This is a genomic window from Streptomyces sp. HUAS MG56, assembly GCF_058673395.1.
This window is the reverse complement of the sequence record NZ_CM178722.1, coordinates 7928588-7940297: the sequence shown is the minus strand read 5'-3', so window position 1 is coordinate 7940297 and position 11710 is coordinate 7928588. Positions and strand designations below refer to the sequence as shown.

The following is an 11710-nucleotide window of genomic DNA, read 5'->3' as shown; positions in this document are numbered from 1 at the left end:
GAGCTACTGGGTGACACGCACCGACGGTTCTGGCACCGAGGCCTCCGACTCGGCAGCGGCAGCTGAACCGTCCAGCGCCTTCTTCGCCTGTTCCACATCCAGCGCGCCCTCCCAGCGGGAGACGGCGAAGACGGCGACACAGTTGCCGAGCAGGTTCGTCACCACCCGCATCGAGTCCATGATCCGGTCCACGCCCAGCAGCAGCGCCACCGCCCCGGCGGGAATGGCACCGAGCGAGGAGGCGGTCGCGGACAGGGCGAGGAAGGCGGAGCCGGGGATGCCCGCCATGCCCTTGCTGGTCAGCATCAGCACCAGGACGACGGTGATCTGCTGGCTCAGGCTGAGGTCGACGCCGACGGCCTGGGCGATGAACAGGGTGCCGATGGAGAGGTAGAGTGAGGCGCCGTCGAGGTTGAAGGAGTAGCCGGTGGGCAGCACCAGGCCCACGGCGTCGTCGCGGGCGCCGGCCCCGCGCAGCTTCTGCATCACGCGCGGCATGACGGACTCGGTGGACGCGGTGCCCAGCGCGAGAAGCATCTCCTCGCGGATGTAGCGCAGGAACTTCCAGAGGCTGAGCCCGGTGACGATGCGCAGGGCGAAGGCGAGCAGCGCGACGAACAGCGCGGCGGCGACGTAGCACAGGATGATCAGCTCGCTGTAGGTCTTGATCACGCTAAGCCCGTACTGGCCGATGAGGACGGCCATCGCGCCGAACACCGCGATCGGGGCGAGGCGCATGACGAAGCCGACGATCGCGAAGATGATCTCCTGGGCCTGCTCGACGGCGGGCAGGACCTTCGGCACCTTGGTGTGGCCGAGGTGGAGCAGAGCGGCGCCCACCAGACAGGCCAGGATGAGCACCTGGAGCAGGGAGTTCTCAGCGAACGCGCCGATGAAACTGGTGGGCAGCGCGTTGACGACGAACTCGGTCGTCGAGGGCAGCGCGGCGCCGCCCGTCTTCGCGTCGACCGCCTTGGTGCTCAGGGTGGACGGGTCGACATGCATCCCCGAGCCGGGCTGGACGACGTTGGCGGCGACCAGGCCGATGATCAGCGCCGCGGTGCTCGCGACCTCGAACCAGATCAGGGCCTTGAGCCCGATCCGGCCGAAGGCCTTGAGGTCACCGGCCTTGGCGATGCCGACGACGACCACGCAGAACACCAGCGGCGAGATGATCGTCTTGATGAGCCGGGTGAAACCGTCGCCGAGCGGCTTGAGATCCGCGGCGAAGCCGGGCCACAGCTTCCCGATGACGATCCCGAGCACGAGCGCGCAGAGGACCTGCGCGAAGAGAGAGGTACGCAGTATGCGTGCGACGCGTCGCGGCAGGGACGGTGCAGTCGGCGGCACAGGGCACTCCTGGAGGGGACGTGAACGCACAGAAGCCGGGGATGAGACTTCTGCGATACGGAATGCGGCTTCCGTGACGATCACTCTCAAGGTGCTCTTGATCCCGCCGGATACCTCCGCATTACGGACGCGTAAATCACGCCCGGAGTGACCCATCGCACACAACCGACCTCAGCAGCCGTCCCGGTCCTCCGTGAGCACCCCCTCGTGCAGCTCCCGAAGGGCCGCCTCGGCCAGGGAGTCGTCTCCGGGTTCGGTGTGTCCGCCGGGAGCGAGGACCTTCCCGCTCGCGAGGTGCAGCACGTGCAGGACGCGGCCGAGCGGATCGACGACGATGGCGCCGCAGGTGACGTGGCCGGAGAAGGTGGAGCGACTGGCGATGTCGGTGGGCCGGTCGAGGGCTTCCAGGAGGCCGCCGAGTTGCGTGCGCTGGCGCATGGTCAGCGGCAGATACGTGAACTTCTGCGGCACTAGAGCGACGTGCTCCCACGACCCCCACGGGTCCAGGTCCGCCGTGGAAGCGTGATCCCAGGCCACGTCACCCTCGGTGGGCAGCAACAGTCCGCACAGCAGGCGGGAGAGGGTCGTCTTGCCGGAGCCGTTCTCTCCGACCAGCGCCACGATCTCGCCGCGGCGCACGTGGAGGGAGACGCCGCTCAGGCTGTCCTTCGGGGCGCCGCCGTAGCGGTAGGTGACGTCGCGGACCTCGAAACGCTCCGGGACTGCGGTCAGGGACGCGGTGCCGCGGGAGTCGGTCATCGCCTGGCCGTGGGCGTTGTCGAGGAAGTTCTGCCAGTCCTGCACGTACCAGCCGGTGCGCACCAGGCGGGCCCCGCCGTTGATGATGCCGCGCACCGAGCCGGTGGCCGTCTGGAGGGCGAAGACGGCGCCGCCTCCGGCCGCCAGGCTCATGCGGCCTGAGGCCAGGAGCCACAGCAGTGCTGCCCACACGGCGGTCGAGGCGATCCCGACCGCGACGGCTCCGGCCAGTCCCATCCAGGCGCCGGTGTTGGCGGCCTTGCGTTCGGCCGCGTTGACCGAGGCGGCCAGCTTCCGATACCGGCCGATCAGAAAGGGGCCGGCCAGGCCGGCTCGCATCTCCTCGCTGGACTCCATGTAGGCCATGTGCCATCGCAGTTTGCCCAGCATCCGGCGCCGCCCGGAGGTCTCCAGGCTGGCGAGGTAGATCACGCGGGCGGACCGGACGTAGGCGGCGGCCTGCGGCAGGCATGCGAGGAAGACGAGGGCGAGGAGCAGCGGGTGCAGGACGGTCAGGACGGCTGCGCCGGCCGCGAGCGTCGCGGTCGCCGCGAGGACGTCCTGTGCTTCTTCCACGAGGTCGGGGGAGACCTGGGCGCCGCGGTCGGCGATGTCGAAGGCGTCGTTGTAACCGGGCTTGTTGTTGGCGGCCAGTTCCGCTCCGAGCGCGGCCTCGACCATCGTCAGCTCCGCTGCCCGGCCGAGCACCGGGCGTAGACGCCCGGTCAGCCAGACGACGGTGATGCCCAGCAGCGCGCGCAGGCCGGTGGTGGCGGCGATGACGCTCAGTTGCGGAGCGGCGCCCCACAGCCGCTCGGTGATGTCGCCCGAGGAGATCAGTGCGGTGATCGTGCCCGTGACGGCCAGGAGGCCGAGGGCCGCGAGGACGCCCGTCCCGATCTGGCACACCAGCAGTCCGATGGTCGCGCCGCGGTCCACCCGCCAGGCCATCTGCACCGAGCGCCGTACGAGCGAGGGTAGACGCCGCGCCATGGTGCGGGAGGTCAGCAGCGACCCTGCCTTGAGCCGTGACTCGTCGCGGTAGAGGTATTCCTCCTCTCGAACATCGGCCCCCTGCGGTGAGTCGTCCTGACCTGCCTCCACCTCGGCTGACCCCTCCGGCCACGCACGCCAGGCCGGTCGGATCACGTGCTGGTCGAGGTCCCCACTCGACCAGCACCTCGTACGACGTACCGAACGGGCCCGTGACTTCGGGCACGAAGCGCCTCGACACGCCGGTGCGCCGCCGGTCGCCGATAGTCAAGCCGCAAGAATTGGCGGACAGTTGTCGTCCGTCCACGGAAGGAATCCAGAGCCCATGGGCCTGTCCCGTCGTCTCCTCACTCTGCTCGTCGTACCACTGCTCGCGCTGATCGCGACGTCCGCACCGGGGGCCGGTTCCGCGGTTGCCGCGCCGCGGGTGACAGCGATCCCGATCGCCCAGGCGCGCAGTTTGCCGCTGGGGACGGTGGTCACGGTGGAGGGCACGGTGAGCACTCCCTCGGGAGCCTTCGCATCGAGCTTCGGCGACAAGGGGTTCGCTCTCCAGGACAGGACCGCCGGGATCTACGTCAGCCTGCAGACCGACGTGCACGCCAGCCCGTGCCGGCACGCGCGCGTCACCGGCACGCTCCGGGACAGTTCCGGGCTGCTCACCCTGGCGCCGGCCGACCCCTCCGGCGTCGAACTCGGCGCGCGGGGCCGGCCGGTGAAACCGAAACGGGTCAGCACCGCGGGGATCGGTGAGGCCACTGAGGGACGGATCGTCAAGGTCGTCGGAAGGATCATCCAGGCGCCGGCGAGCGACCTCCCGTACGGGTACAAGTTCTTCGTCGACGACGGCTCCGGTGCGGTGCAGATCTACGTCAACCTGCAGACGGGAATCGGCGTCGCTGGACTGCAGCAAGGCGAGACCGTGCGGGTGACCGGTTTCAGCAGCCAGTTCGGCAGCCACTACGAGATCGATCCGCGGTGGCCGCGCGACGTCGAGGCCGTCAGGGCGTAGCACCGGCGTCAGGCACGATTCCCGCCGGCCGCCGGCGAGGCCACGGTGACCGGCGTTCCGGCGCTTCGCAGTGGTGGCTCCGTCCCACGGGTGGCAGGGGCCGGGGCAGTCCCGGCGGAGTGACCAGGGGCCCGAGGTGTTCACCTTGTCGGCGAACCGGGCGGCCGGGGTGTGGAGCGACTTTCAAGATGCCCATGTCGCGGGCGGGTTTGCGGCGTTAATATTGCCGATGAGTTCGGTGGCATGCCGGCGAGGGCGGGTGTTCGTGGGCGGCGGCACCTTGCCGATGAGCCGCCCCGTCGGCGGGGCGTCGTCGTCGCCGAGCATCGGAACCGTGAATGCCGAAGTCATCGGCATTTTGAGTGCCGGGCAACACCCAGTCGGCTACGGCTGGATACTGCCGTCCGGCACGAGGATCGTGATCCGGTCCTGGCACAGTTGCTGGCCGTCGTTCGAGAAGAGACCACTCAGGCTTCCTCCGTCCGTGCCTTCCTGGTCGGGCCCGATCTTCAGCCGACTCCTGTCGTGCGGGTCACCGGTGTAGCTCGGCTTCGACGCATCGACGGGCTCGACCGTGCAGCGCAGCCGCTCGACGCGCGGCGTCCGGTCTGCTTCGTGTGGCTGGATGACTCGGACGGTGATGTCGTTGATGAACGTCGAGTGGTGCCACGGGAACTGACGCTGCTCACGTTGTTCTTTCACCGACACGCTTCTGGGCACGACGACGTCGTGGTCTTCGATGGTCGTGCAGTCGTAGGTGCCGGTGTACAGACCGTTCAGCACGGCGGACATGGCAGCGTCGTACTTGGGGCGCTGCACGTCGGACCACGCGGACAGGTTCTCTTTCCAGACCTTACGAACGCAGTACCCGTGTTCGTCGGCCCACTCACGGCCCCGGTCTTCCTGTGCACGGATGGACAACGCGCGCTCGCCCTCGCGCACGATCTTGGACTTAGGTAGCAGCAGGTCCACCCACGGGCGACCGTGGCACGCGCAGACCCCGTTTTGAGTGGTCGTTTCCATACCACTGGTAGGGCGCGATTCTTGCCGGGCGGAGCGAGTCAGGGTGGCCGCTGCCATGTCGTACCCCTTGTGACCTGCGGGAACGGCCCGCCACCGGTGAGGTCCCAGGGTGTTGGACCTACACCGTTCGGTACCACTGGTAGTTGTGCCGAGAGCACACGCTCTTGGCCCGGATCTTGGTTGCCGGGCACCCGGATACCGAACAGCGTCTGCGAGCCCGCGGGTAGTAGTTGTCGATTACTGCCCGGTTGAACTCCGGGTCGGCCCGGCGCAGGTGAAGCAGAGTCGGGAACGGATCCCCACCTCGGCGTACACCTCACGCAGCTGCGGCCCGAACGCACCGCAGCCAGCACCACGACCTTGATGCGGTCGATCCCCTCGGTGGTCAGCGATTCCCATGCCGGGGGAGGCACGCGTGCCGGGGCAGGCACGCGCTGGTCCGGACACCCGCCCAGACGCTGCTGGACGAGTCGACGGGCGACGCCCGGGACTGGATCGCCCTCCCGCTGGCACGGCTGCTGACGTTCTGCCACCAGGCGCGCGCCCTCTTCGAGGCCGGGTTCGTGCTGGATCCGGCGCCAAGTAACGTTGCCGATCTTGTTCGCTTCGTAGCGGCGCTGGAGCTCGGCCGCCTCGATGGCGATGAGTGTCCGGCGTATCTCGCGGCAGGCGTCGGCGGGACGGGCGTCAAGAGATGCGCCCGGTGCGGCAGCCGCACCCCCGCGTGGGTGCCCAGGGGTATGGAGAGCTGGGGCAAGGCCTGGGATTCATCAGGGGAGCGGAATCCGAACAGCGGCCACGACACCCAATTGCTATGCCGATTACTTCCCTTTGACCGAGCATTTCCTCTGACTTAACCGAATTCAGAGCCGGTTCATAGGAGGCCCCAAGTCGATGAATGACCTGCCACGACCCGCAGTCGGCCTCGCCGTGGCAACCGGCCGCCGTTTGCCCGGACTTCGCGTTCGACCTGCGGAATCAGCGGGCGGTCGACGTCGAAGCCGCCCGTCCGGGAGGGCCACGACCTCCCCCCACGAGAAGGCCACGCGCACCCATTGACCTGAACCCGTCAAACTGCTTTGCTTCTCCGCGTCTGACAGGGCATCACCAATCCGGCCAGCAAGAAGTCACAGTGCGAACCCTTCTCACTGCCTTTTTCATTCGTCAGGTCCAGGACGAGAGTTCCCCCGCGCATCACAACGCCGTGCGTGAGTTCCCCCAGCTGCCGAGCACATCGCCCGTGCAGTCACCCGGCGCGGCTCGGGCCTCTTCTCCTGTTCCTCGGCGGAACCGACGTCAACGTCGGTGGCCGGGTTAGGCGTACCGGGTGATGCGCCCCGTCGACGTCCCGTTCAGCTCACCTCCGCCGGACCGACGGCGGAGATCCGTGCGAAGAAAGGGCCCCAACACCCATGGGCAGACCCCACATACGCGGCGCAGCCCGCGCGACCCTGACCGGTCTCGCGTCGTTGTCCCTCGTCACCGGCGTGGCACTCGCCTTCGTACCCCAGGCGGCAGCCGCCACCCAGGCCCCGGCTCACACCGCGAGCCCCAACCCCTACAGCCCGGCCTACCAGCACCCGTACCGGCACGGTGCCATACCGACCATCCGGCAGAACGCCAAGATGAAGTCCTGGGCCGCCGAGCAGCCGGCGGCCACCACGGCGACCGGACCGGAGACGCTGTCCTACGGCGGCGGCATCGACGGCATCGGCGTCCAGAGCGGCCACTCCAAGGTCTACCTGGTCTTCTACGGCTCGCAGTGGGGCACACAGAGCACCAACGGCAACGGCGACGCCACGTTCTCCGGCGACCCGGACGGCGCGGCCCCAGTCACCCAGGAGATGTTCAAGGGCATCGGCACCGGGAACGAGCTGTGGTCCGCGGACCTCACCCAGTGGTGTGACGGACCGAACGTGTCGGCGGGCGCCACGAGTTGCCCGTCCAACGCGAACTTCATCCCGTACCAGAGCGGCGGCGTGCTGGCCGGCGTGTGGTACGACAACTCGGCGGCCTCGCCCAGCGCCGCGACCGGGCACCAACTCGGCGCCGAAGCCGTCAAGGCGGCCGGGCACTTCGGCAACACCACCGCCGCGTCCAACCGGGACGCCTACTACGTCGTCCTCTCGCCGCACAACACCAACCCGGACAACTACCAGGGGCAGTACTGCGCCTGGCACGACTACAACGGCGACAGCACGCTCACCGGCGGGCCGGTGTCCTCCTCCTACGGGGACATCGCGTTCAGCAACCAGCCGTACAACATGGACTCCGGCTCCGGCTGCGGCGTCGGCTTCGTCAACTCGCCCGGCACGCTGGACGGCTGGACCATGACGCTCGGCCATGAATGGCACGAGATGATGTCCGACCAGAACCCGGCCGGCGGCTGGACCAACCAGACCGGCAGCTCCTACAACGGCCAGGAGAACTCCGACGAGTGCGCCTGGATCTCGCCCGGCAGCACGGGCGGGGCGGCCAACGTCACGATGGGCACCGGTACCTTTGCCGAGCAGGCGAGCTGGTCCAACGACACCAACAACTGCGCCATCTCCCACCCGATCGTCGGTGGCGGTGGCGGCGGCACCGGCGGCACCTTCACCAACGGCACCTTCGAGACCGGCAGCCTGTCGGGCTGGACGACCAGCGGCACCACCTCCGCCACCACCTCGGCGGCGCACAGCGGCACCTACGGTGCGATGGTCGGCTCCACCAACCCGACGAACACCTCGTCGGTCTCCCAGTCCTTCACCGCTCCGTCCGGCAGCAGCAAGGTCTCCTTCTGGTACGACGTCACCTGCCCGGACACCGTGAGCTACGACTGGGCGACGGCGACCCTCCAGGACACCACGGCGGGCACCACCACGACACTGCTCGGCAAGACCTGCACCCAGGGTGCGGGCTGGAAGCAGGTCTCCGGCACAGTGACCGCGGGCCACACCTACACGCTCACCCTCACCAACAAGGACGACAACTACGCGGGTGACGCGACGTACACCTACTACGACGACGTAACCGTCTCCTGACCTCGCACCGCACGGTGGGGGCGAGCCGACGGCTCGCCCCCACCCCCGTCCCAGCGCCCGCTACGGGCGGCATCCACCGGAGGACCCGTGCTTCCTTCGTCAGCCCGCACGAGCCCCGCCCGGCGCGCACTGCGCGCCGGGCTCGCCGCCGTGGCCGCAGCAGCCGCGACCGGCGTCCTGGGCGGCTGTTCGTCCGGCCCCGCCGGATCGCCCCCTCCCCCGCCGTCGCGCACTCCCGCGTCTTCCGCGTCATCCGCGTCCTCCACCGGGTCGGCCGCCCTCGACGAACGGTCACGCGGAACCACGGTCCGGGTGCCCGCCGGCACGCTCATCGTGGTGCGACTGCACGGCGCCTACTGGTCGACCCCCGCCAGCTCGAACCCGCGAGTGCTCACGCCCGTCGGCGGCGGGACCACAGCCACCGCCACCTGCCCGCCCGGCCGCGGCTGCGGCACGTCTTCCGCGCGATTCACCGCCCTGCGGCCCGGCACGGTTCACATCACCGCCCGGCGCGACTCGTGCGGCGAGGCGATGCGCTGCCCACCGGGCCAGGGACGCTACGACGTCACCGTGACGGTCACCCGACAGCACGGGCAGCCGTCGGGCACCCACTCCTGACCCGGGGTGAACGGTGGCATCACCGACGGCGTGTTGGCGCCGAGGCAGCACCCATGAGCGTGTGCACAAGACATGACGGAACGAAGGACGTCACGTGAGACCTGCGGCCACGTCGTCATCGGGGGCGGGTGCGGGGCCGCGAAGGTCTTGCCGGTGGTCTCGACCCGGGAGATCCTCAAGCGGGTGCAGGAACGGGAAGCACCACACGGAGCCGTGGTGAAAGCAGGCGACACGCACCGCCGCGAGGACAGTTGACGGACATGGAGACCCCCTCCGCGCGACGGGGACAAGAACCCGCGGCGGTCGGGGTGGGGCGGCGGAGATTCCTCGACTACGTGCTGGCCGCCTCGACGCTGACCGTGGCCGCCGAACTCGGTGAGGCGGTGCTCGCTCCAAACGAGGCGGCGGCCGTCGTCCCGTCCGTGCCGGGTCCGGCGGAGATCTACGACCTCGACGACATGCTCACTCATGCGACACTGCCGACGGCTGACCTGATCTGGTGCGGCGCTACGAGCGGCTGTACGCGGCGGGCGCCTACGCGCCGACGTGGTACCAGCGCCGGATCACCCGTCAGGTGCACGAGCTGGCACGGGAGTACGGCATCGGCCCCACGCGCGGGGCCGGCCCGCCGGATCCCGCCGCCCGCCGACGCGGCCCCGGACGCGCCGGACGCCGCGCCCGGGCCGGTCCAGCTGACCCTCCTGTGACCGCGGCCGGACGGCGGCGCGCACGACCGTGTCCGGGTGGGAGCGTTCGAGGGCATCGGACGGCGCAATCGGGTCAAGTAAGCCCGTAATACGTTAGCTTCGGCCCCCTGGGCCGGGACGATGCGGCGAACGGCGTGATCATCACGGTCCGCCGACCCCGCCGTCCCGGGAGGACCCATGAGAAGACGCGCAGCCGTGCTGTGCGCTGCCGCCGCCGTGGTGGCGGGCTCGGTCACCGCCGTCCCCGCGCACGGGACCCCGGCCGCCCCCGCCGCCCGGCTCGCCTGGAAGAAGTGCGGCTCCGGCGACTACCCGACGCTCCAGTGCGCCTTTCTGAAGGTGCCGCTGGACCACGCGAACCCGGCGGGCCGGCAGATCACGCTCGCCCTGTCCCGCGTCCCGCACACGGCGAAGACCTTCCAGGGCCCGCTGCTCGTCAACCCCGGCGGCCCCGGCGGCAGCGGGCTGCGGCTCGCCGGATTCGTCGCCTCCGCGCTGCCGAAGAACGTCGCCGCCCAGTACGACGTCGTCGGCTTCGACCCGCGCGGCGTCGGCGCGTCCTCCCCCGCGCTGGACTGCTCGCCCGGCCACGCCAAGCCGGTGCGCCCGGACTCCCTGCCCGTGACACCGGCGCTGGAACAGGCGAACCTCGCGCGCGCGAAGGCCTTCACCGCCGCCTGCTTCCGCAGACACGCCGACGTACTGCCCTACATCGACACCGTCGGCGCCGTACGCGACATGGACGCCATCCGCGCGGCCCTCGGCGCCCCGAAGCTCAACTACTTCGGCTACTCCTACGGCACCTATCTCGGCGCGGTCTACGCCAAGCTGTTCCCCACGCGGGTGCGCCGCCTGGTGCTCGACTCGATCGTCGACCCGACCGGCGTCTGGTACCGGGACAACATCGGCCAGGACTACGCCTTCGACGACCGCCACCGCGCCCTGATGGCCTGGATCGCCCGGTACGACGCCACGTACCACCTCGGCACGGACCCCGCGAGGATCGAGGCCCGCTGGTACGCGATGCGCGCGGCCCTGGCGAAGAAGCCGGCCGCCGGCAAGATCGGCGCCGCAGAGCTGGAGGACACCTTCGTCCCCGGCGGCTACTACGACGGCTACTGGCCCTACCTCGCCGAGGCGTTCTCGGCGTACGTCCGCGAGGGCGAGACCGGGCCGCTGGTGGAGGCGTACGAGAACCTCGGCGCCGTGGACCACGCGGGAGACAACGGCTACAGCGTCTACTCGGCGGTGCAGTGCCGGGACACCTCCTGGCCCGCCTCCTGGAACCGGTGGCGCGCGGACACCTGGCGGGTGTACGACAAGGCGCCGTTCTTCGCCTGGAACAACGCCTGGTACAACGCGCCGTGCGCGTTCTGGCCGGGCGTGCGGCGCGCGCCGGTGAACGTCGCCAACGCCGAGCTGCCGCCGGTGCTGCTCTTCCAGGCGACCGAGGACGCGGCCACGCCGTACCCCGGCGGTGTCCGGGTGCACCGGCTGCTCGCCCGCTCCAGCCTGGTGGTCGAGCAGGGCGGCGGCAACCACGGGATCACGCTGGGCGGGAACCCCTGCCTGGACCGGTATCTGAGCGCCTATCTGGCGGACGGCCGGGTACCGCGCGCTGCCGCCGGTACGGCCGACGCGGTGTGCGCGAAGACCGCCGACCCGAAGCCGCGGACGGGGCGGGCGTCGGCGTCCTCGCCGGGGTGGGCACTCCACCGGTTGCTCGGGACGCGCCCGTAAGGGCGCCGGCGGCGGCCCCTTTTCGGGGCGTTGTCAGTGCCGTGGGTCACCATGGGACCCATGAGCGAACCGATCCGCATTCCCGCCCCCGAGGGCGTCGCGCCCGCCGCCCAGTACAGCCATGTGGTCACCGCGAGCGGGCGGCTCGTCGCCGTGTCCGGTCAGCTTCCCCTGGACGAGAAGGGGGAGTTGGTCGGCGCGGGCGACGCCGCGGCGCAGGCCCGGCAGGTGTTCGAGAATCTGCGGCGGTGCCTGGCCGCCGCGGGCGCCGGATTCGAGCACGTCGTCAAGCTGACCTACTTCGTGACGGACACGGCCCATCTGCCGGCGATCCGCGCGGCCCGCGCCGCCCACATACCCGACGACCGGCTGCCCGCGTCCTCCGCGGTCCGGGTGGCGGGGCTGGTCGCGCCGGAGTTCCTGATGGAGGTCGAGGCGCTCGCGGTGGTGGCCGGGTGAGCGCCCCGGGCGGCCGCTGACCCGGT

The 11710-nt window shown here is 70.2% G+C and carries 8 protein-coding genes and 1 pseudogene; 6 read left to right on the top strand and 3 right to left on the bottom strand.

All coding sequences use genetic code 11. The annotated features are described in order from the left end of the window. Positions 1 to 3 precede the first annotated feature (3 nt). Together AC4OXY_RS37115 and AC4OXY_RS37110 are read right to left on the bottom strand one after the other, a co-directional pair. On the bottom strand, positions 4 to 1350 hold the full coding sequence (locus AC4OXY_RS37115) for a cation:dicarboxylate symporter family transporter (protein ID WP_491991794.1): 1347 nt from the start codon (positions 1348 to 1350) through the stop codon (positions 4 to 6). A gap of 171 nt (positions 1351 to 1521) precedes the next feature. Beyond that, positions 1522 to 3213 (bottom strand): ATP-binding cassette domain-containing protein, encoded by a 1692-nt coding sequence (locus AC4OXY_RS37110; RefSeq protein ID WP_491991793.1) that lies wholly within the window; start codon positions 3211 to 3213, stop codon positions 1522 to 1524. A 214-nt stretch (positions 3214 to 3427) separates the two neighbouring features. On the opposite strand from AC4OXY_RS37110, the gene AC4OXY_RS37105 reads away from it, so the two are divergent. Then, the gene (locus AC4OXY_RS37105) at positions 3428 to 4114 is read left to right on the top strand and encodes a hypothetical protein (protein WP_491991792.1); all 687 of its coding nucleotides are present in this window, start codon (positions 3428 to 3430) and stop codon (positions 4112 to 4114) included. Positions 4115 to 4498: 384 nt separating this feature from the next. Here the strand turns inward: AC4OXY_RS37105 and AC4OXY_RS37100 are convergent, their stop codons facing one another. Next, positions 4499 to 5194 (bottom strand): recombinase family protein, encoded by a 696-nt coding sequence (locus AC4OXY_RS37100; RefSeq protein WP_491991791.1) that lies wholly within the window; start codon positions 5192 to 5194, stop codon positions 4499 to 4501. A gap of 1355 nt (positions 5195 to 6549) precedes the next feature. Here AC4OXY_RS37100 and AC4OXY_RS37095 point away from each other — a divergent pair. The 5 genes and pseudogenes from AC4OXY_RS37095 (at position 6550) to AC4OXY_RS37075 (ending at position 11684) form a co-directional block, all read left to right on the top strand. Then, positions 6550 to 8160, top strand: a complete 1611-nt coding sequence (locus AC4OXY_RS37095; RefSeq protein WP_402067748.1) for a hypothetical protein — start codon at positions 6550 to 6552, stop codon at positions 8158 to 8160. A gap of 87 nt (positions 8161 to 8247) precedes the next feature. Then, positions 8248 to 8778, top strand: coding sequence for a hypothetical protein (locus tag AC4OXY_RS37090; protein WP_356025431.1), 531 nt, complete (start codon positions 8248 to 8250; stop codon positions 8776 to 8778). A 490-nt stretch (positions 8779 to 9268) separates the two neighbouring features. Next, positions 9269 to 9485 (top strand): annotated as a pseudogene (locus tag AC4OXY_RS37085) (Rv2578c family radical SAM protein); the annotation flags it as partial. A gap of 177 nt (positions 9486 to 9662) precedes the next feature. Further along, positions 9663 to 11225 (top strand): alpha/beta fold hydrolase, encoded by a 1563-nt coding sequence (locus AC4OXY_RS37080; protein ID WP_491991790.1) that lies wholly within the window; start codon positions 9663 to 9665, stop codon positions 11223 to 11225. A 60-nt stretch (positions 11226 to 11285) separates the two neighbouring features. After that, positions 11286 to 11684 (top strand): RidA family protein, encoded by a 399-nt coding sequence (locus AC4OXY_RS37075; protein ID WP_356025427.1) that lies wholly within the window; start codon positions 11286 to 11288, stop codon positions 11682 to 11684. The last annotated feature ends 26 nt before the right edge of the window (positions 11685 to 11710 follow it).